This window comes from Xanthobacter aminoxidans (assembly GCF_043193615.1).
GTDB classification, from domain to species: Bacteria; Pseudomonadota; Alphaproteobacteria; order Rhizobiales; family Xanthobacteraceae; genus Xanthobacter; species Xanthobacter aminoxidans.
The window spans coordinates 519,868-538,693 of the sequence record NZ_JBAFUS010000002.1 but is presented as its reverse complement, the minus strand read 5'-3'; the positions used below and the strand labels follow the sequence as shown (position 1 = coordinate 538,693).

At 69.0% G+C, this 18,826-nt stretch carries 17 protein-coding genes and 1 riboswitch; of the genes, 10 read left to right on the top strand and 7 right to left on the bottom strand.

Features of this window, described 5'->3' with window-relative positions; genetic code table 11:
* Positions 1-56 precede the first annotated feature (56 nt).
* From V5F74_RS11500 to V5F74_RS11490, 3 genes are read left to right on the top strand one after another with little or no spacing between them, the layout of a single operon-like run.
* Positions 57-530 (top strand): cupin domain-containing protein, encoded by a 474-nt coding sequence (locus V5F74_RS11500; protein ID WP_394008141.1) that lies wholly within the window; start codon positions 57-59, stop codon positions 528-530.
* 7 nt (positions 531-537) lie between these two features.
* Complete coding sequence (locus V5F74_RS11495; RefSeq protein WP_394008140.1) at positions 538-936, top strand: VOC family protein; 399 nt, start codon at positions 538-540, stop codon at positions 934-936.
* On the top strand, positions 933-1,400 hold the full coding sequence (locus V5F74_RS11490; protein WP_051678680.1) for a nuclear transport factor 2 family protein: 468 nt from the start codon (positions 933-935) through the stop codon (positions 1,398-1,400). The genes V5F74_RS11495 and V5F74_RS11490 overlap by 4 nt, the downstream gene beginning before the upstream one ends.
* Here V5F74_RS11490 and V5F74_RS11485 read toward each other — a convergent pair.
* From V5F74_RS11485 to uppP, 3 genes are all read right to left on the bottom strand, one after another.
* The gene (locus V5F74_RS11485) at positions 1,313-2,638 is read right to left on the bottom strand and encodes an MFS transporter (RefSeq protein ID WP_394008138.1); all 1,326 of its coding nucleotides are present in this window, start codon (positions 2,636-2,638) and stop codon (positions 1,313-1,315) included. The two genes, V5F74_RS11490 and V5F74_RS11485, sit on opposite strands and share 88 nt — an antisense overlap.
* Positions 2,639-2,778: 140 nt before the next feature.
* Positions 2,779-3,381: a cation transporter gene (locus tag V5F74_RS11480; RefSeq protein WP_394008136.1), complete on the bottom strand. Its 603-nt coding sequence runs from the start codon at positions 3,379-3,381 to the stop codon at positions 2,779-2,781.
* Positions 3,382-3,446: 65 nt separating this feature from the next.
* The gene (gene uppP, locus V5F74_RS11475; RefSeq protein WP_029554852.1) at positions 3,447-4,319 is read right to left on the bottom strand and encodes an undecaprenyl-diphosphatase UppP; all 873 of its coding nucleotides are present in this window, start codon (positions 4,317-4,319) and stop codon (positions 3,447-3,449) included.
* Between the two features lie 455 nt (positions 4,320-4,774).
* Between uppP and hflK the strand changes: the two genes are divergently transcribed.
* From hflK to V5F74_RS11460, 3 genes are read left to right on the top strand one after another with little or no spacing between them, the layout of a single operon-like run.
* Positions 4,775-5,860 (top strand): FtsH protease activity modulator HflK, encoded by a 1,086-nt coding sequence (gene hflK, locus V5F74_RS11470; protein WP_374249968.1) that lies wholly within the window; start codon positions 4,775-4,777, stop codon positions 5,858-5,860.
* Positions 5,857-6,840, top strand: coding sequence for a protease modulator HflC (gene hflC / locus V5F74_RS11465; protein ID WP_250166345.1), 984 nt, complete (start codon positions 5,857-5,859; stop codon positions 6,838-6,840). Before hflK ends, hflC begins: the two co-directional genes overlap by 4 nt.
* A gap of 39 nt (positions 6,841-6,879) precedes the next feature.
* Entirely contained in the window at positions 6,880-7,983 is a 1,104-nt protein-coding gene (locus V5F74_RS11460; protein ID WP_394008132.1) for a YjbE family putative metal transport protein, read from the top strand.
* A gap of 9 nt (positions 7,984-7,992) precedes the next feature.
* On the opposite strand, the gene V5F74_RS11455 is transcribed toward V5F74_RS11460, so the two are convergent.
* The 4 genes from V5F74_RS11455 to V5F74_RS11440 form a co-directional block, all read right to left on the bottom strand.
* Positions 7,993-8,748, bottom strand: coding sequence for an ABC transporter ATP-binding protein (locus V5F74_RS11455; RefSeq protein ID WP_394008130.1), 756 nt, complete (start codon positions 8,746-8,748; stop codon positions 7,993-7,995).
* Positions 8,745-9,731, bottom strand: coding sequence for a FecCD family ABC transporter permease (locus tag V5F74_RS11450; protein WP_394008128.1), 987 nt, complete (start codon positions 9,729-9,731; stop codon positions 8,745-8,747). The genes V5F74_RS11455 and V5F74_RS11450 overlap by 4 nt, the downstream gene beginning before the upstream one ends.
* Positions 9,731-10,618 carry an ABC transporter substrate-binding protein gene (locus V5F74_RS11445; RefSeq protein WP_394008126.1) on the bottom strand — a complete coding sequence of 296 codons (888 nt, stop codon included), beginning with the start codon at positions 10,616-10,618 and terminating at the stop codon, positions 9,731-9,733. Before V5F74_RS11445 ends, V5F74_RS11450 begins: the two co-directional genes overlap by 1 nt.
* Before the next feature lie 63 nt (positions 10,619-10,681).
* On the bottom strand, positions 10,682-12,670 hold the full coding sequence (locus V5F74_RS11440; RefSeq protein WP_394008124.1) for a TonB-dependent receptor plug domain-containing protein: 1,989 nt from the start codon (positions 12,668-12,670) through the stop codon (positions 10,682-10,684).
* Between the two features lie 106 nt (positions 12,671-12,776).
* A riboswitch (cobalamin riboswitch) is annotated at positions 12,777-12,975 on the bottom strand.
* A gap of 328 nt (positions 12,976-13,303) precedes the next feature.
* Between V5F74_RS11440 and V5F74_RS11435 the strand changes: the two genes are divergently transcribed.
* From V5F74_RS11435 to V5F74_RS11420, 4 genes are all read left to right on the top strand, one after another.
* Positions 13,304-14,524, top strand: coding sequence for an ABC transporter substrate-binding protein (locus V5F74_RS11435; RefSeq protein ID WP_029554860.1), 1,221 nt, complete (start codon positions 13,304-13,306; stop codon positions 14,522-14,524).
* 316 nt (positions 14,525-14,840) lie between these two features.
* Complete coding sequence (locus V5F74_RS11430; RefSeq protein ID WP_029554861.1) at positions 14,841-15,740, top strand: branched-chain amino acid ABC transporter permease; 900 nt, start codon at positions 14,841-14,843, stop codon at positions 15,738-15,740.
* 5 nt (positions 15,741-15,745) lie between these two features.
* On the top strand, positions 15,746-17,737 hold the full coding sequence (locus V5F74_RS11425; protein WP_024278225.1) for a branched-chain amino acid ABC transporter ATP-binding protein/permease: 1,992 nt from the start codon (positions 15,746-15,748) through the stop codon (positions 17,735-17,737).
* 10 nt (positions 17,738-17,747) lie between these two features.
* Positions 17,748-18,470: an ABC transporter ATP-binding protein gene (locus tag V5F74_RS11420; protein WP_024278224.1), complete on the top strand. Its 723-nt coding sequence runs from the start codon at positions 17,748-17,750 to the stop codon at positions 18,468-18,470.
* Positions 18,471-18,826 lie beyond the last annotated feature (356 nt).

Here is an 18,826-nt window from a genome sequence, read left to right as displayed (position 1 = left end):
CCCATTTGAGCCCAAACATCCGCTAGCTTCCAGCAAGTTCTTGATGAGGACACCCGATGACAGGCCCCGCCCGCACGCCCCTCGCCGCCGAGGCTGTGCCGCCCCGCACCAAGCCCTCGAACTATCCCGCCCCCTTCGCCGCGCGCATGGCGGGCCGGGAGAAAAGGCAGCTCGGCGATGCGTTCGGCCTCTCCCGCTTCGGCGTGAATCTCACCACGCTGGCGCCCGGCGCCCAGTCCGCGCTGCTGCACCGGCACTCGAGGCAGGAGGAGTTCGTCTATATCCTCTCCGGCACGCCCACTCTGCGCACGGACGCGGGCGAATTCCCGCTCGGCCCCGGCATGTGCATCGGCTTTCCCGCCAACGGGCTCGCCCACCACCTCGTCAACCGCAGCGAGGCGGAGGTCCGCTATCTGGAAATCGGCGACCGCGACCCGCAGGATGCCGGCACCTATCCCGAGGACGATCTCGTGGCGCATTTCTCCGCCACCGGCTGGTCCTTCACCCGCAAGGACGGCACCCCATGGTGAGGCCCGCATGATTTCCCACGTGAATGTCGGCACCGACGATATCGTCGCCGCGCAGGCCTTCTATGATCCGCTGATGGCGCGCCTCGGCTGGCGCCTGCGCTTCTTCAACCGCGAGAGCGGCATGGCGGGGTGGGAGCCTGTGGCGGGCGGACGGCCCCTGTTCCTGCTGTGCCGGCCCTTCGACGGCGGCCCGGCCGTTCCCGGCAACGGCGCCATGGTCGCCCTGCTCGCGCCGGATCGGGCCAGCGTGGACGACATCCACCGCATGGCGCTGGCCGCCGGCGGCACGGACGAAGGCGGCCCGGGCCTCAGGCCGCATTATCACCCCAACTATTACGGCGCCTATTTCCGCGACCGCGACGGCAACAAGATCTGCGTCTGCTGCCACGCGGCGGAGGCGCCATGAGCCAGTCCGAGGACCCGACCGTGACGCTCACGCGCGAGCAGATGCTCCACCATGCCGATGCCTGGATCGCCGCCTGGAACCGGCGCGACGTGGAGGCGGTCCTCTCCGCCTTCACCAACGATGCCCGGTTCCGCAGCCCCATCGCCCTGCAGATGACCGGGAGCCCCACGCTGGAGGGCCGCCCGGCCATGGAGGCCTATTGGCGCGCCGCGCTGGCGCGGATCGAGCGGCTGGAATTCCGCCTGCTCGCCGCCATCTGCGACGAGCCGGGCCAGCGCATGGTGGTCCACTATGAGGCGACGCTGGGCGACACCACCCGCCGCGCGTGCGAAATCTTCGTCTTTCGCGGCGGGCTGAAGAGCGAGGCCGAAGCGCTCTATGGCGACACGGTCGCGCTGCCGGGCGGCGGCACGGCGGGTTCCTTGGTGCCCGCAGCCCCCGTCTCCGGCATGGCGAACAGATAGAGCAGGAAGCCCGCTGCCCCGATGGCGGAGAGGGTGAGGAAGGCAGCGCTGTAGCCGGCGGAGACGATGATGACGCCGGCGATGGAGGCCGAGAAGGCCGCCCCCAGCCCCTGCGCCGTGGCCACTGCCCCCTGGCTGACATTGAAGCGCCCGGTGCCGCGCGTGAGATCGGCCACCACCACCGGGAAGAGCGCGCCGAAGATGCCGGCGCCCACGCCATCGAGGCACTGCACGGCGAACAGCCAGAACGGATCGTTGGACAAGGGATAGAGCGCGCCGCGCAGCGCCAGCACCGCGAAGGCAACCAGGAAGATGGGCTTGCGGCCCCACGCGTCCGTCTTCGCGCCCACCATGATCGCCATGGGCACCATCACGCATTGCGCCGCCACGATGCAGAGCGCGATGAGGGAGGTCGCCTGATCCTTGCCCACCACATAGGTGAGCAACTGCCCCGTGGTGGGCAGCATCGCCGCGTTGGAGAGGTGGAAGAGGAAGCAGGTGAGCGCGAAGATCAGCAGCGGCCGGCTCGACAGCAGCATCTTCAGGCCGGAGGGCTGCTCGTGGTGGGCGGCATCATGGGAGAGGCCGCGCGCCAGCGTGTCGTCGATCTCCCGGCGCGGCACCGCCAGCATGGCGCCGATGCTGAGCACGGCCAGCACCGCCATGAGCCAGAACACCACGATGGGGCCGAAGATCACGGCCGTTCCGGCGGCGATGGCGGCGGAGACCGCGTTTCCGAGATGGTTGAACGCCTCGTTGCGCCCGATGCGCCGCGCGAACGCCTTCGGCCCCACGAGGCCCAGCGTGATGCCGGAGAGCGCGGGCGGAAAGATCGCCCCCGCCATGGCCGCAAGAGACTGGCTGCCCGCCACCAGATAGAAATTCGACAGGAAGGGCAGCGAGAGGCAGGTCAAGGTCACCGCCAGCGCGCCGGCGATGACAATGGCCGGCTTGTTGCGGCTGCTGTCGATGAGCGCGCCGGCCGGGGTCTGCGCGAGCAGCCCGGTGAGGCCGGCGATGGTCATGACGAAACCGACGGTGGCCTCCGTCCAGCCCTGCTCCGGCCCGCGCACGGCGAGCAGGTAGATGGCGAGATAGGGCCCCAGCCCGTCGCGCACGTCCGCCAGGAAGAAATTGAGCGCATCGAGCCCCAGCGCCGCACGCCGGGACGGCCCCGGGTGGGCCGTCTCCGCGCCGGCGCCATCCCGCCCCACCCTTTGAACATCACCCGTGACCATCGGCAGCCCCCAAACTCGTCATTCCATGCGCGGAAAAGGCGGCCGAAGCGTCCCGCCATCCGGCAGGAAGCAGCGGCAGCGTGACAACGCCGCTTGGTGCTGTCCAGATCCAGTTCATGCTCAAGATTGCGACGGCTGGTTCACGGCTCGGCGCGGTGCTCCTCGCGGGCGGCTTCCCAGACTTCGCGGGCGGCATCGAGATTGAGAGCAGCGATGGCAAGGCCGACGATGAGGTCCGGCCACGCGGAGCGCCACAGAAAGGCGGTGACGGCGCCCGCCGCGATGATCGCCACGTTGGCGAAGGCATCGTTGCGGGCGGAGAGGAAGGCCGCCTTCGTCAGGCTGCCGCGATGGTGCCGGTAGCGGGCAAGAAGAAAGGCGCAGGAAAGGTTCACCCCCAGCGCGCCGAGGCCGGTGAGGGACAAGGCGAGGGGCTGCGGCGCCACCGGATCGAGGAATTTGTCCCAGGCGGTCCACACCGTGGCGAGGCCGGGAATGAGCAGGATCAGCGCCAGCGCCATGCCCACCTTCGCCCGCGCCCGCGCCGACCAGGCGAGGGCGACGAAGATCAGGAGGTTGACGCTGGCGTCTTCCAGAAAGTCCACGCTGTCGGCGAACAGCGAGACCGAGCCGATGGCCAGCGCCACCGCGAACTCCACGCCGAAATAGGCGAGGTTCGCCAGCGCCACCACCAGCACGGTCCGGCGCAGGCCGGCGTGGTCCGCAACCTGCCCCTCCGTCATCGCGCCCCCTCTTTCCTCGCGGCCGTGGCGCAGAGGTTACGCGAGGCGCCCGGTGTGTCGAGCACTCAGGAGAGCACGCCCCGCCACACCGCCACCAGCAGGAACACGCCCATGCCGATGCGGTAGAACACGAAGGGCCAGGAGGAGAGGCGCTCCATCACCCGCATCAGCGTCCAGATGGCGACGAAAGCGGAGAGCGAGGCGGTGAGGAGGCCGACGCCCAGCACCTCCCAACCCTGCATGTCGAGGCCGGCGTGGTGCAGCTCCAGCAATTCCTTCACGCCCGCGGCGAAGATGGCCGGCAGGCCGAGCAGGAAGGAGAAGCGCGCGGCATCCTCGCGGCGCAGGCCGAGGAACATGGCCGCCGTCAGCGTCGAGCCCGAGCGCGACACGCCGGGAATGAGGGCGCCCACCTGAGCGAGGCCCACCACCAGCGCGTCGGGCAGCTTGATCTGCGCGAAGGTGCGAGTGTGGCGGCTGGTCATTTCCGCGATGCCCAGCAGGAGACCCATGACGAGGCTGGCCGCGCCGATGACCCACAGTTCGCGGAAGGACGAGCCGCAGGCGTTCAGCTTGCTCTTCAAGAGCACGCCGGCGATGACGATGGGGATGGTGCCGAGGATGATGCCGAGCACGGTCTTCGGCGCGTGGGCGGTGAAATCGCCGGCGCGCACGGCCGAGATGGAGCCGCAGGCCAGCGCGCGCAGGTCGCTCCAGAAATACGTCACCACCGCGAACAGAGCGGCGAGCTGCATGGCCGCCGAGAAGGCGGAGCCGGGATCGGGCCAGCCGAGCACCGCCGGCACGAGGCGCATGTGCGCCGTGGAGGAGATGGGCAGAAGCTCGGTGATGCCCTGGACGACGCCGAGGACGGCCACCTTGCCGGTGCCGAGGGCGACGAACCCGGTGTCCACCCCATTGGTGCAGACGCTGGCCATGGTGTCGAATTCCGCTTGCTGTGAGGACGGCGTGGCGCCCGCAGGAAGAGCGCGCGCAAGCACGGGCAAGCGCGCGCGAATACAGGCGTCCCTTGCTATCTGCTTCGCACGCGCGACGGAACCGGGCGGGGTGCGCGTTGTCACCGCAGTGCCGCAGCGGAAGACTTGCGCAACGGCGGTTGCCGGCTCCTCCCGGTGCGCCACCTCGCGGAACGGAAGGGATGCCGCGCGCCGCCGGCCAGGCTCCAGAAGCATCAGCCAACACACTGTCCAATAGACTAAAATTGCATTTCACCGGTGCCGGAAGCGGGGCCGCGAGATGCCGCACCCAAGGCGAGACGCGGGCAATTGCGAACAGAGATTGAAATCTTCTATGGTCCGTCGCCATCCATTGGGCCTGCGCCGCCCATTACTTTAGGTAATATCAAAAATTACCTGACCTGAGGTCAGCCTGAATGGCGAATATTGAAGCCGTGCCGCCGACTGAAGAGACTTCACCGCCCGCGGGCGTTCCGGAACCGGCGCGTCCGCAGCCGTTCGAGGGGCTAGCGCGGGAGCAGGTGTCGGAGATGCTGCGCCTGCCCCATTTCGGGCGGCGCGGCGCGCTGGTGGCGGTGGGGCTCATCGCGGTGCTGTGGGCGGCGAGCGGCTTCTACCGGGTGCAGCCGGACGAGCAGGGCATCGTGCTGCGCTTCGGCAAGTGGGTGGCGACGGAGCCCTCCGGCGTTCACTACCACTGGCCCTACCCCATCGACACCATCCTCCTGCCCAAGATCACCCAGATCAACCAGATGGTCCTCGGCTCCCGCGACGGACGGCGCGAGCGCAGCCAGATGCTGACCGGCGACGAGAACATCGTCGAGGTGGACTGCGTGGTGTTCTGGCGCATCCGCGACGCCGGCCAGTTCCTGTTCAATGTCGCCGATGCGGAAGGCACGCTGCGCGTGACCGCCGAGAGCGCCCTGCGCGAGGTCATCGGCCAGAACCCCATCCAGGCGGCGCTTTCCGACAAGCGCCAGCAGATCGCCCAGCAGACCGAGGTCGTGCTCCAGCGCCTGCTCGACAAGTATCAGGCCGGCATCGTCATCACCCAGGTGCAGCTGCTGCGCATCGATCCGCCCGCCGCCGTCATCGACGCCTTCAACGACGTGCAGCGCGCGCGGGCCGACCAGGAGCGGGCGCGCAACGAGGCCGAGGCCTACCGCAACGACATCCTGCCCCGCGCCCGCGGCGAGGCCGAGCGCATCGTGCAGGAGGCGCAGGCCTATGGCGAGCAGGCGGTGGACCTCGCCAAGGGCGAGGCCCAGAGCTTCCTCGCCGTGGAAGCCGCCTATGAGCGGCACAAGGACGTGACCCTCCGCCGCCTCTATCTGGAAGGCGTGGACGAGGTGCTGAAGCATTCCGGCCGGGTCATCGTGGACCTCTCCGCCCACGGCAGCAGCATCGTGCCCTATCTGCCGCTCACCGAGGCGGAGAAGCGCGCCGCCACCCTCCCCGCCCCGCCCGTCGCGGATCAGGCCAGCACGGGAGGCTCCAAGTGAAGCGCGCCGGTTTCATCGCGCTGGGGGTGGGCATCCTCCTCGTCGCCTTCGCCTCCTCCTTCGCCTTCACGGTGCAGCAGACCCAGCGCGCGCTGGTGGTGCGGCTCGGCATGCCCATCGCCATCCACGATCAGCCCGGGCTCTACTTCAAGGCGCCGTTCATCGACACTGTGATTTATTTCGAGCGCCGCCTGATCTCGCTGGAGCCGCCCGCCGAGCAGATCATCCTCGGCGACCAGAAGCGCATCGAAGTGAGCACCTACACCCGCTTCCGCATCACCGATCCGCTCGCCTTCTACCAGGCGGTGGGCGGCGTGGAGCAGGGCCAGTCGCGGCTCGCGCAGATCGTCAGCTCGGCGGTCCGGCGGGAGCTGGGACAGGCCAAGCTGGTGGATCTCCTCTCCACCGAGCGCGACCGCATCATCGACAAGATCCGCAACGAGGTGATCGAGCGCGGGCGCTCCCTCGGCGTGGACGTGGTGGACGTGCGCCTGCTGCGCGCCGATCTGCCGGCCGAGACCAGCCAGGCCATCTATGACCGCATGAAGTCCGAGCGCCAGCGCGAGGCCAAGGAGCTGCGCGCGCAGGGCTTCGAATGGGCGCAGGAGATCCAGGCCCGCGCCGACCGCCAGCGCACCGTCATCCTCGCAGAGGCGCAGCAGAAGTCCAAGGTCGCCCGCGGCGAGGCCGACGCCAAGGCCTCCCAGATCCTCGGCGAGGCCTATGACCACAGCCCCGCCTTCTACACCTTCCTGCGCACCCAGCAGACCTACCGGCAGACGCTCGCGGGCGCCTCGCCCATGCTGCTGCTCTCGCCGGATGCCGACTTCCTCGGCGCCCTGACGCGCGGGCCGACCCTCGCCGACGGCATGAGCGCAACAGGCGTGAGCGCGACAGGCGTGAGCGCAACAGGCCCGGGCGGACCGGCCAAGGGCACGCCCCTGCCCGGCCCAGCCCCGACCGGCACCCCGAAGCCCTGACCGGCCGCCCCCCGACGCATTTGAGAAGGACACCCGGCGATGGATCTCGGCGCTGACCTTTCCTGGTTCGGCACGAGCCTGAAGATCTTCCTCATCGACATCCTGCTGAGCGGCGACAACGCCTTGCTCATCGCGCTCGCCTGCCGCAGCCTGCCGGCGGAGCAGGTGCGCAAGGCGGTGATGCTCGGTGCGGCGGGGGCGGTCTTCTTCCGGCTGGTCATCGCGGCCCTCGCCGGCACGCTCATGGCCATCCCGCTCTTGAAGATCGGCGGCGGGCTGCTGCTGGCCGTCATCTCCATCAACCTGTTGGCGGGGGAATACCGGCGGCGGCGCGAGGGCGACCGGGAGGTGGAGCTCGACCCCTCCCTCGGCCAGGGCGGCGGCCTGCTGGGGGCGGCGCTGGTGATCCTCATCGCCGACGCCATCATGAGCCTCGACAATGTGGTGGCCCTCGCCGCCGTCTCGGAAGGCCATCTCTCCTATCTGGTGGGTGGCGTGCTTCTCTCCGTGCCGCTGATCTTCTTCGGCAGCTTCGTGATGGCCGAGGCGATGAAGCACATCCCCGCCCTCACCTTCATCGGCACCGCCTTCCTCGGCTGGATCGCGGGCAGTCTCATCGTCAGCGATCCGCTCTGGTCCGGCTGGGTCGCGGCCAATGCGGAAGCCCTGTTCGTGCTGGTGCCGCCCGCCGCCGCCATCTTCGTGCTCGCCAACGCGCGCTTCACGGCGGATGCGCGGACCGCCGGAGACGGGAAAAGGCAAGCCCCACCACCCAGGCGCGCGCGCATCCTGCCGGCGGTCGCAACGCCGGCACCCGTGGCCGTGCCCGTGAGTGTTGCGGTGCCCGTGAGTGCGGCCGCAGTCCTCGTCCCCGCCCCCATGGCCATTGCCGTCGCCGAACCCGTCCGCACGGCGGAACCGGTCATCCCCGCCGCGCCCGTCGTCGCGGTGGCGGAAATCCCGGCGGCCCCGCCCCCCCCGCCTCCCGCCCGGCCCGCCGCCCCGGTGCGGCGGCCGTCCCAGAACCTGCCGCCTGCGCCCGATTATTCGGACAAGGTGATGATCTACGGGCTGATCGGGCTGTTCGGCCTCGTCGCCGTGGTGATGATCAGCGTGCTCATCATGGCCCACGGGGTCGGCTGAAACGGCGCTCTATCGGCGCCGCGCCCACGGCAGCACCACTGTCTCGCCGTCATGGGTGAGGCGCACGGCGTCCACGCCGAAGGCCTCGGCGAGATAGGCGTCGTCGAGCACCGCGGCCGGCGCACCCTCGGCGAGGAGCCGGCCGTCCTTCATCAAAGCGAGGCGATCGCAGAAGCGGCCGGCCAGCGTCAGATCGTGCAGCACCGCCACCACCACCGCGCCACGCCGGGCGGTGTCGCGCAGCAGGGCCATCACTTCCAGCTGGTGCAGCGGATCGAGCGCGGCGGAGGGCTCGTCGGCGAGGAGGATGGGTGCCTCCACCGCCAGCGCGCGGGCGAGCAGCACCCGCGCCCGCTCGCCGCCGGAGAGGGTATCGGCGGAGCGAGTGGCGAGCGCCTCCACCCCGGCCGCCGCCATGGCCCGCCGCGCAGCCTCATCCACCGCCGCCGTGCCGTGCGGCAGGCGCCCGAGCGCCACCACCTCCTCCACCGGCAAAGGCCAATGGATTCGCCCGTCCTGCGGCAGGTAGGCGATGGTCCGCCCGAGCCCGCGCCGGCCGATCTCGGCGGCGTCGCGGCCATCGTAAAGAACGTTGCCCGAGGTCGGCACTTCGAGGCCGGCCAGCACCCGCATCAGGCTGGTCTTGCCGGCACCGTTGGGGCCGAGCAGGCCGAGGAAGGTGCCGCCCTCGACATCGAGGCTGAGGTCGCGCACCAAAGTCGCGGCGCCGCGCGTGACGGTGACGGAGCGAGCGGCGAGCCTCATGCCTCCCTCCCCCTGAGACGGGCGAGGAGGAACAGGAAGAAGGGCGCGCCGATGAGCGCCGTCACCACGCCGAGCTGAAGCTCCGGCCGGGTGGGCACGAGCCGCACCAGAATGTCCGCGCCGAGGGTCAGCGCCGCGCCGGCAAGCCCGCTCGCCGCCAGCAGCCGGCCGGGCCGGTGGCCCACCAGCGGGCGCACCAGATGCGGCACCACCAGCCCCACGAAGCCGATGGCCCCCGCCACCGCCACGCTCGCCCCCACCGCCGCCGCCGTGCCGCCGATGACCAGCAGCCGCACCCGGCGCAGCGGGAAGCCGAGGCTTTCGGCCGCGTCCTCGCCCAGTGTGAGGGCATCGAGCGCCGGGCCGGTGGCGAGCACCAGCCCCCAGCCCACCACCATGAAGGGCAGCGCCAGCGCCACATGCACGAGGCTGCGGTCGGCGAGCGAGCCCATGAGCCAGAACACCAGCTCCAGCGCCGCATAGGGGCTCGGCGCGAGGTTCAGCGCCAGCGCGGTGAGCGCGCCCGCGAGGCTGGAGAGAGCGACGCCGGCGAGGATCAGCATCACCGTCCCCGCCCCGCGTGCCGCGAGCGCGAGCAGCACGGCGGTCGCCGCCGCCGCGCCCATCAGCCCGCCCAAGGGCAGCGCCAGCGCGAAGGAGGCGGAGAAGCCGAAATAGAAGGCGATGACCGCCCCCAGCGCCGCCGCGCCGGAGACGCCCACCACGCCGGGATCGGCGAGGGGATTGCGCATCAGCCCCTGCAAGGCCGCCCCGGTGAGGCCGAGGCTGAAGCCCACCGCCGCGCCGAGAATGGCGCGCGGCAGGCGCAGTTCGGACAGCACCAGCGCCGCAAGGCTCTGCCGGCCGGCGAGAAGATCGCCGAAGGCGGCGCTAAGATCGAGCGGCGCATAGCCCACCGCCACCGAGGCGCAGAACAGCACCAGCACCAGAAGGCCAAGGGCTAGGACGAGGCGCGATGGCATCAGCGCACACCCTCGGCGGACGCGTGGTGGATGGGGGCCGGTCGCGCCGCTTCCGGACCGGCGAGCCGCGCCCGCGCCGCCGCGAGCTGCGCCGCCGCCTCAGCGAGGTCCGGCCCGGCGCAGGTCCACAGCTTGAGCGGCAGCGCCAGCGTGCGGTCCTTGAAGGGGGCGAGCGCGGGGTGGTGCAGCAGGGCGTCGGCGAGCGAGGGCGGCGCCGCCTCATCGGCATTCACCACCACGAGATCGGGCGCGGCGCGCACGATCTCCTCCAGCGCCAGCTGGTCCATCTTGTCGGTGGGGAGCTGGGCGGCGAGGTTGGTGAGGCCGGCCTTCTCCATCAGTTCGTCCGCCAGCGAGCCGCGGCCGGTGGTGAAGCCGTTGGGCCGCAGCACCACGGCGGTGGGGCGCGGCCCCGCCACCGGCGGCAGGCGGGCGAAGGCCTGCTGCATCTCCCGCACCATGGCCACGCCCCGCTCCGGCACGCCGAGCCGCGCCGCCACCATGCGGATCTGGGTGTAGGCCTCGTCGAGGGTCTGCGGTTCCGTCAGCTCCAGCACCTCGAAGCCGAGGCGGCGCAGCACGGCGGTGGCGGTGCGGGTGGTGTAGGCGCCGGCAAGCACGAGGTCCGGCTTCAGCGGCACCACCTCTTCCGCCAGCCCGCGATTGACCGGCACGTCGCGCGCGATGTCCGCCACGTTGGAGGCGAGCGGGTCGCGCGCGAGATGGGTGACGGAGAGCACCTGTCCGGGATCAGCGAGGCGCAGGGCCAGCTCGTCCGTGCACAAATTGAGGGAGACGACGCGGGGCCGGGCGAGCGCCTCCTCCGCCCGCGCCGGAGCGCAGGCCAGAAGGGCCGCGAGCATCAGCCCGGCCGCCGCGCCTTTCACCAAAACCTCACCGATCAAACCTCACCGATCATTCCTCACCAATCAAACCTCACCAACCAAACCTCACCAGGTGAGCTTCACTCCGCCATAGGCACCGAAGCCGGGGGCGAGGAAGCCGTTGGGGTTCTCGTAGGTCTGGTTGAACAGATTGTCGATGCGCCCGAACACGGTGGTGACGGTATTCAGCCGGTAGTTGGCCGCCAGATTCACCACGGTATAGCCGGGCTGGTCGATGTAGTTCGACGTGAGGCGCACGATGTCCCACCAGGAGGAGGCATAGACGAGGCTCGCCGCCAGATCGAGTTCGTCGGTCGGCCGCCAGCCCAGCGTCAGGCTCACCTTGTTGTTGGGCCGGCGCAGGGGATAGCAGGAGGTGGCGTTGATGGGCGCGCAGGCGGCGCCGAAGGGCTGGCCCGGCGGCACATAGCCCACCACGTCGGTGTAGGTGTAGTCCACCCGCGCATCGATGCGGTCCGTCACCTTCACCGCCACGAACGCCTCCACGCCCTGGGTCACGGCGCTGGAGATGTTGACGTTCTGGAACGTCACCGGATCGTAGCTGATGAGATTGGTGATGTTGTTGTGGAAGTACGTGACCCCGAACAGCACGCGCTCGCCGAACGCCTTCTGCTCGAAGCCCGCATCCCAGCCTTCGCTCTCCTCCGGCTGGAGGTTCACATTGCCATAGTAGGGCGCGTAGAGCTGGTAGAGGGTGGGCGCCTTGAAGCCGGTGCCGTAGCTCGCCTTCAGCTTGGTGCCCGTCTCGTCGAACAGCAGCGCCGGGGCGAGGCGGAAGGTGGTGTGGTCGCCGAAACTGTCGTCGGCGTCGTAGCGCACGTTGGCGGCGAAGAAGAGCCGGTTCCAGACGTTGCCCTGGTACTCGGCATAGACGCCCGTGTCGCCGGTGGCGGCGTCCACATTGGTGTAGGCGGTGGAGGAGGTGATGGACTCGTTCCGCCGCTCGGCGCCCACCAGCAGGTTCTGGCCCGGCGCCATCAGATAGTTGGAGCGCACGTAATAGACCTGCCGGTCGCCGTCATAGGTGCCGTTCACGCTCGGGTTCGGCCCCACGGTGGGGTTCGACGTGGTCAGCTCGCTCGCGCCGAAGGAGGTGACGAGAGCGCCGTCCAGCGCGGTCCACACGCCCTCCCCCTTGGTGAAGAACATCCCCGTATAGGCGGTGGAGCGCAGCGCCGCCGGGATGCCGGCATAGGTGGGCGGGGGGAAGACGTCCGGCGTGAAGGCGAGGCTGGTGTCGATGTAGCGGGCGACGAAATTCACCGCGAAGGTTTCGGTGGCCTGCCAGTCGAGCCGGGTGGAATAGGTCCAGTTGTCATAGGCGTTGGGATTGCGCGGCCAGAAGGGGGGCACGATGTTCTGCGGCGTCACCGGGATCTCGGTGGACGAGAAGTGGGTGACGTTGAACGAATAGGCCAGCTTCTCGGTGGCGCCGGTGAGGCTCGCATACTGGTTGAAGGTGCCGAGCGCGCCGCCCTCCGCATAGGCGGACACCTTGGGCGGCCCCTCCCCCTTCTTGGTGGTGATGGAGATGACGCCGCCGATAGCATCCGAGCCGTAGAGGCCGGACTGCGGGCCGCGCAGCACCTCCACCCGTTCGAGATCGGAGGCGAGCAACTTGCCGAAATCGAACGCGCCGTTGGTGGCGGCGGGATTTCCGGCGTCGATGCCGTCGATCAGCACCTTCACATGGTTGGAATTGGTGCCGCGGATGAACACCGAGGTTGTGCCGCCCGGCCCGCCCGTCTGCACCACGTTGAGGCCGGGCAGCGATTGCAGCACGTCCGGCAGGGTACGCTGCTGGTTGCGGGCGATGTCCTGCTCGGTGACGATGCTGACGGAACTCGCCACCTCGGTCTCGGGCGTGGGAATGCCGGTGGCGCTCACCACCAGTTCGGGCAGATCGCCGGCATTCTGGTCGTCCGCCGTCTGGGCGAGCGCGGGCGAAACACAGGCAAGCGGAACACAGGCGAGCGTGAGCAGGGCCGCGGCCGGCAGTGCGCGGCGGGATCGGGACGGGACGGCGGAAGACATGAAGGCACTCGACGGCACGGGTGGTCCGTCACCGCGAACGAGGCATCCCCGGCCATATCGGGCCCGGAAAAACCGCCATCAGGAGAACCCCGCCCGACGTGCTCGCGCGTGACCACGGCTGACGGCAGGTCTCCTGGCTCGCGGGTCATCGCCCAGACTGCCGCCTTCCCAGGTCTCGCGACCCAGTGGCTGATGGCAGAGGACTCGCCGCTTACAGTTGCGGGGGCAGCCACGGCATTTCCGGCAAGGCCGGAGCACCGCGTTCCCTTTTGATCCCTTGCGGGAACCGTCACCGCGACCATAGGCGGCGGTCGCCCCCTGCGTCAACGGCACCTTCGCAGATGCAAAAACCTGAACGCAACTGCGGAAAGACCGCGCCGGGAGGCGTATCGCCCGATCACATCTTGCTCATTGCTTCAAGAATGCGTGGTCCGAAATCACCGGCGACCCGTATCGCGAGCGTGCGGCTGCCTGCAAAAACGGCAGCAGCAAAGGCCGCACCCGACATTCCGCTAGGTTATGGTGGCGCGCCCCGCGCAATTCGCTTAAACGATTGAGAGCCGCCCCGCCACCGAGCGGGCGGGTACTACAAAAGTATAATAACCGAATAATCGGGAACACAGGGAGTAGAAGATGCGACTGAGGAGCATGGTCGCGGCTTTGGCCGCAGGCGTTGCCGTTTTCGGGCTTGCCTTTTCCGGTGCAGCTTACGCCGCCGACCCCATCAAAATCGGCCTGACCGGCCCCTTCACCGGCGGCTCGTCCTCCATGGGCGTCAGCATGCGCGACGGCGTGAAGCTCGCCGTGGAAGAGGTGAACAAGGCCGGCGGCGTGCTCGGCCGTCCGCTGCAGCTCATCGAACGCGATGACGAGGCCAAGAACGAGGTGGGCGTGCAGATCGCCCAGGAGCTGATCAACAAGGAAGGCGTCGTCGCCACCCTCGGCTACATCAACACCGGCGTCGCCCTCGCCTCCCAGCGCTTCTATCAGGAAGCCGAGATCCCGGTGATCAACAACGTGGCCACCGGCACCCTGATCTCCAAGCAGTTCGTGCCGCCGGACAACAAGAACAACTACATCTTCCGCACCTCCGCCAACGACGCCATCCAGAGCGCCATGATCGCCGAGGAAGCGGTGAAGCGGCAGGGCTTCAAGAAGCCGGCCATCCTCGCCGACTCGACCAATTACGGCCAGCTCGGCCGCGCCGATCTGGTGAAGGCCCTCGCCACCATGGGCGTGAAGCCGGTTGCCGAAGAGAAGTTCAACATCGGCGACACCGACATGACCGCGCAGCTGCTGCGCGCCAAGGAAGCCGGCGCCGACGTGGTGCTGACCTACGCCATCGGCCCCGAGCTGGCGCAGATCGCCAACGGCATGGCCAAGCTCGGCTGGAAGGTGCCGATGATCGGCTCGTGGACGCTCTCCATGGCCAACTTCATCGACACCGCCGGTGCCAACGGCAACGGCGCGATGATGCCGCAGACCTTCATCCAGCTGCCCGACACCCCCAAGCGCAAGGCGTTCATCGAGGCCTATCAGGCGGCCTACAAGATCGACCGCATGCCTTCGCCGGTCTCGGCCGCGCAGGGCTATGATTCGGTGCTGCTGCTCGCCGCCGCCATCAAGCAGGCCGGCTCCACCGACGGCCGCAAGGTCCGCGACGCGCTGGAAAACCTCAACACCAAGGTCGAGGGCGTCGTCACCGTCTACGACAAGCCCTTCTCCGCCACCGACCACGAAGCCATCACCGCCAACATCCCGGTGTTCGGCCTCGTCAAGGACGGCCGCGTCGTCGCCGCCCATCCCGAAGACATCGCCGGCGACAAGGCGGTGCGTGTGAAGCCCAAGAACTGAGGCTGAGGGCTGGCGTTCGAGCGCGCGACCCGACACTCGATCACCGTCATCCCCCGGCTTGTCCGGGGGATCCACGGGGCGACCGGGAGTAGCGCCTGAGCCGTTAATGCCGGCCCAGCTGCGAAGTGGATGCCCCGGACAAGCCGGGGCATGACGGCGGTGATGGGGCCGGCAGCGGTGAGCAATGTCAGCCGCCTTCCCCAACGACCCGCCCCTTCGCCCACACCATTCGGATCGCCGCGCCATAGAGCGCGGCGGCCGGTTCGCCCGGAACCCTGCCCCGACGCGGGGGCCGCGCCCCCTTCCGGAGACCGTCATGAACGTCCTGTCGCAGCTCATCGTGAGCGGCATCGCCGTAGGCATGATCTACGGCGTCATCGCCTTCAGCTACCAGCTCACCTTCGCCACCTCGAAAACCCTGAACTTCGGCCAGGGCGAGGCCCTGATGCTGGGGGCGCTGGTGGGCCTCACCACCATCAATTTCCTCATCGGGCAGGCGCTCGGCACCCTGTGGGCCTACCTGCTCATGCTGCCCATCGTCTTCGCCTTCGGCCTCGCGCAGGGCGCGGTGGTGGAATGGCTCGGCGTGCGGCAGGCGGTGAAGGCGAAGTCGGAAGCCGGCTGGATCATGGCGACCATCGCGCTGGGCATCATCTTCCGCAATCTCGCCGAGAACATCTGGGGCCGCGACGCTTTGCGCTTCCCCTCCCCGCTGCCCGAGGCGGCGCTCACCATCGGGCCGGTGCGCATCCAGCCCATGGAGATCGCCATCGTCATCGGCGCGCTCGCCATCATGCTGGCGGTGGAAATCTTCAACCGGCGGTCCATCTTCGGCAAGGCCGTGGTAGCCACCGCCAATGACCGCGACGCGGCGGGCCTGATGGGCATCGACACGCGGCGCGTCATCACCTTCTCCTACGCCCTGTCCTCCATGACCGCCGCCTTCGCCGGCGTGCTCATCGCCCCCGTCACCCTCACCGGCGCCACCATGGGCGCGGTGCTGGGGCTGAAGGCGTTCGCGGTGGCCATCATCGGCGGCCTGTCGAGCGGCATGGGCGTCATCGTGGGCGGCCTCATCCTCGGCATCACCGAGACGCTGACCGGCTACTACATCTCCACCGGATACAAGGACGTGCCCGGCCTCGTCCTGCTGCTGCTGGTGCTCTCGCTGAAGCCCTCGGGCCTGTTCGGCCGCGCCACCATCAAGAAGGTCTGAGCCCCATGCTCGCGCGCCGCCTCCTCTCCTCCACGGGGTCGCTCCTCGGCCTCGCGGTGCTCGTCGTTCTGCCCTTCGTGGTGACGAGCCCCTATTATCTCCACCTGCTCGTCACCATCGCCATCTTCTCGATCCTGCTGCTCGGGCTCGATGTGGTGTTCGGCTATACGGGCGAGGTGTCCATCGGCCATGCCGCGCTGTTCGGCATCGGCGCCTACACGGCCGGCTGCCTCGCCATGCATTTCGGCATCGGCTTCTGGCCAGCGCTGCCGCTGGCGATCATCGTCGCCTCCGTGTTCGGCGTGGTGCTGGCCCTGCCGGCGCTGCGCGTCACCGGCCCCTATCTCGCCATGGTGACTTTGGCCTTCGGCACGATCGTGCAGATCCTCATCAACGAGATGACGGACCTCACCAACGGCCCGCTCGGCATCAAGCTGACGACGCCCCTCTTCCTCGACCTGCGCTGGCTGGGCGACAGCATTCCGCTGTTCGACATGTCGCTCAAGCGCATGAAGGAAGTGGAATATTACTACATCGCCGCCATCGCGCTGGTGCTGACGCTGATCATCATCAACCGCATCCTCGCCTCCCACCTCGGCCGGGCGTTCGAGGCGCTGCGCGACAGCCCGATCGCGTCCGACTGCATGGGCGTGTCGGTGTACAAGCACAAGGTGCTGGCCTTCGTGGTCTCCGCCGGCCTCGCGGGCCTCGCGGGCGCGCTGTTCGCCTATTCCGAGCAATATATCGCGCCGAACAATTTCGGCTTCGAGCTGTCGGTGCAGTTCCTGCTGGCGGTCACGGTGGGCGGGCGCAAGTCGCGGCTGGGGCCCATCCTCGGCGCCGTCATCATCGTGTTCCTGCCGAACCTGCTCTCCGACATCGAGCTGTTCCGCTACATCGCCGGCACCATCGCGCTGATCGCCGTCATCGCCGGGGCGCGGGCCTTCGTGAAGGACCCGGAGAACCGGGTGCGCAACGCCATCCCCGTGGTGCTGTGCCTCGCCTTCTTCGTCTTCTCGCTGCTGCTGCAGAAGATCACGGACTACAAGCTTGCCGTCTTCGGCGTGATGATCCTGTTCGTGGTCTACTACCTGCCGGATGGCATCGTCGGCTTCCTGAAGCGCGCCGCCGCCCAGCTCTGGCCGAGCCTGGTGCAGACCCACGCGGTGATCCATGCCGACACCCACGGCAAGGCCGTCACCGCCTCGCACGAGGGCCATGAAGGCGTGCTGCTCCACGTGGACAATGTGGTGATGCAGTTCGGCGGCCTCAGGGCGCTGGATCAGGTGTCCATCGAGGTGAAGCCCGGCACCATCCACGGCCTCATCGGGCCGAACGGCTCCGGCAAGAGCACCATGATGAACGTGCTCACCGGCATCTATGTGCCCACCGCTGGCGCCGTCCGGTTCAAGGGGCAGGCGGTGACCGGCAAGACCTCCGCCGACATCGCCAGCGAGGGCATCGCCCGCACCTTCCAGAACGTGCAGCTCTTCGCCGAGCTGACGCTCATCGAGAACGTGCTGGTGGGCCTCCACCACACCTATCAGGCGACCTTTGCCGAGGTGGCGCTGGGCCTGCCGCGCATCAGGCGGGAGGAGAAGGCGGCGCGCGAGCGGGCCATGAGCCTGCTCCACTTCGTCGGCCTCGCGGACCTCGCCAACGAGGAGGCGCGCAACCTGCCCTACGGCAAGCAGCGCCTGCTGGAAATCGCCCGCGCGCTGGCCCTCGACCCAGCCCTGCTGCTGCTCGACGAGCCCGCCGCCGGCCTCACCGCGCCTGATATCAAGCACCTGGTGGAGATCATCCGGAAGGTGCGCCACGCGGGGCTCACCATCGTGCTCATCGAGCATCACATGGATGTGGTCATGGGCCTGTGCGACACGGTGACGGTGCTCGATTTCGGCCAGAAGATCGCCGAGGGCAAGCCGGCCGAGGTGCAGGCCAACGAGCGCGTCATCGAGGCCTATCTCGGCGGCGTCGCCGCTGCGGCGGAATGAGGAGATCGCCATGCTCGAAGTGAACGATCTCGTCGCCGGCTACGGCAAGGTGAAGGTGCTGCACGGCCTCTCCCTCCATGTGGAGGAAGGCCGGCTCGTCACCCTCATCGGCTCCAACGGCGCCGGCAAGACCACCACGCTGCGCGCCATCTCCGGCATGATCGTGCCGGAATCGGGCACGGTGCGCCTCGGCGGGGAGGACCTCACCGGCCAGCCCTCCTTCAAGATCACCAAGAAGGGCCTCGCCCACTCGCCCGAGGGGCGGCGCGTGTTCCCCACCCAGAGCGTCAAGGACAACCTCCTGCTCGGCGCCTTCCCCCGCCTCACCGGGGCGCGGGAGCGCGGCGACGTGGAGGGTGACCTCGACCGCATGTTCACCCTTTTCCCGCGCCTCGCCGAGCGCCGGGCGCAGCTTGCCGGCACCCTCTCCGGCGGCGAGCAGCAGATGCTCGCCATGGCCCGCGCGCTGATGCTGAACCCGCGCGTGCTGCTGCTGGACGAGCCCTCCATGGGCCTCGCCCCGCGCCTCGTGGCGGAGGTGTTCGCCACCATCGCGCGGCTCAAGGAGCAGAAGATCACCATGCTGCTGGTGGAGCAGTTCGCCGCCGCCGCGCTGGAGGTGGCCGACTTCGGCTATGTGCTGGAGAACGGCCGCGTCGCCGCGAAAGGCCCGGCCGAAGCCCTGCGCAACGACGCCGCCGTGCGCGCCGCCTATCTCGGCCACGCCCACTAGCGGCAACCGCCTGAACCCATGCGAAGGGCGCCCCCACGGGCGCCCTTTTTGCTTTTGCGCAGGCCTCCCCGCCGCGCTTTTCTTTATGCGTTTTTTATTTCGGCCCATTGCGGCCCGTCTCGAATCTTTATGCGCAAGGTGACACCTTCCCATCGCTGAGCAGCGGCCGGGCGAAAGGTTCCCGGCGCTGCGGCCGACCGCGACGCAGGTCTTCCCGCGTCTTCGCGGCCCGACACTTCTGCGAGACCAACGTCCCATGCTCGACATTCTGATGCTCGCCCTGGCGGCAGGGCTTTTCGCCCTGGCCATCGGCTACGGCTACGCCTGCGAGCGGCTCTAGAGGCGGCCGAATACAG

What these genes read in the sequence shown, in the direction of transcription:
- V5F74_RS11495 (WP_394008140.1), top strand. Translation starts at nt 538, where the DNA reads ATGATTTCCCACGTGAATGTCGGCACCGACGATATCGTCGCCGCGCAG.
- V5F74_RS11440 (WP_394008124.1), bottom strand. Translation starts at nt 12,670, where the DNA reads ATGTCTTCCGCCGTCCCGTCCCGATCCCGCCGCGCACTGCCGGCCGCG.
- V5F74_RS11455 (WP_394008130.1), bottom strand. Translation starts at nt 8,748, where the DNA reads ATGAGGCTCGCCGCTCGCTCCGTCACCGTCACGCGCGGCGCCGCGACT.
- V5F74_RS11435 (WP_029554860.1), top strand. Translation starts at nt 13,304, where the DNA reads ATGCGACTGAGGAGCATGGTCGCGGCTTTGGCCGCAGGCGTTGCCGTT.
- V5F74_RS11490 (WP_051678680.1), top strand. Translation starts at nt 933, where the DNA reads ATGAGCCAGTCCGAGGACCCGACCGTGACGCTCACGCGCGAGCAGATG.
- V5F74_RS11460 (WP_394008132.1), top strand. Translation starts at nt 6,880, where the DNA reads ATGGATCTCGGCGCTGACCTTTCCTGGTTCGGCACGAGCCTGAAGATC.
- V5F74_RS11425 (WP_024278225.1), top strand. Translation starts at nt 15,746, where the DNA reads ATGCTCGCGCGCCGCCTCCTCTCCTCCACGGGGTCGCTCCTCGGCCTC.
- V5F74_RS11430 (WP_029554861.1), top strand. Translation starts at nt 14,841, where the DNA reads ATGAACGTCCTGTCGCAGCTCATCGTGAGCGGCATCGCCGTAGGCATG.
- V5F74_RS11480 (WP_394008136.1), bottom strand. Translation starts at nt 3,381, where the DNA reads ATGACGGAGGGGCAGGTTGCGGACCACGCCGGCCTGCGCCGGACCGTG.
- uppP (WP_029554852.1), bottom strand. Translation starts at nt 4,319, where the DNA reads ATGGCCAGCGTCTGCACCAATGGGGTGGACACCGGGTTCGTCGCCCTC.
- V5F74_RS11500 (WP_394008141.1), top strand. Translation starts at nt 57, where the DNA reads ATGACAGGCCCCGCCCGCACGCCCCTCGCCGCCGAGGCTGTGCCGCCC.
- V5F74_RS11420 (WP_024278224.1), top strand. Translation starts at nt 17,748, where the DNA reads ATGCTCGAAGTGAACGATCTCGTCGCCGGCTACGGCAAGGTGAAGGTG.
- V5F74_RS11485 (WP_394008138.1), bottom strand. Translation starts at nt 2,638, where the DNA reads ATGGTCACGGGTGATGTTCAAAGGGTGGGGCGGGATGGCGCCGGCGCG.
- V5F74_RS11450 (WP_394008128.1), bottom strand. Translation starts at nt 9,731, where the DNA reads ATGCCATCGCGCCTCGTCCTAGCCCTTGGCCTTCTGGTGCTGGTGCTG.
- hflK (WP_374249968.1), top strand. Translation starts at nt 4,775, where the DNA reads ATGGCGAATATTGAAGCCGTGCCGCCGACTGAAGAGACTTCACCGCCC.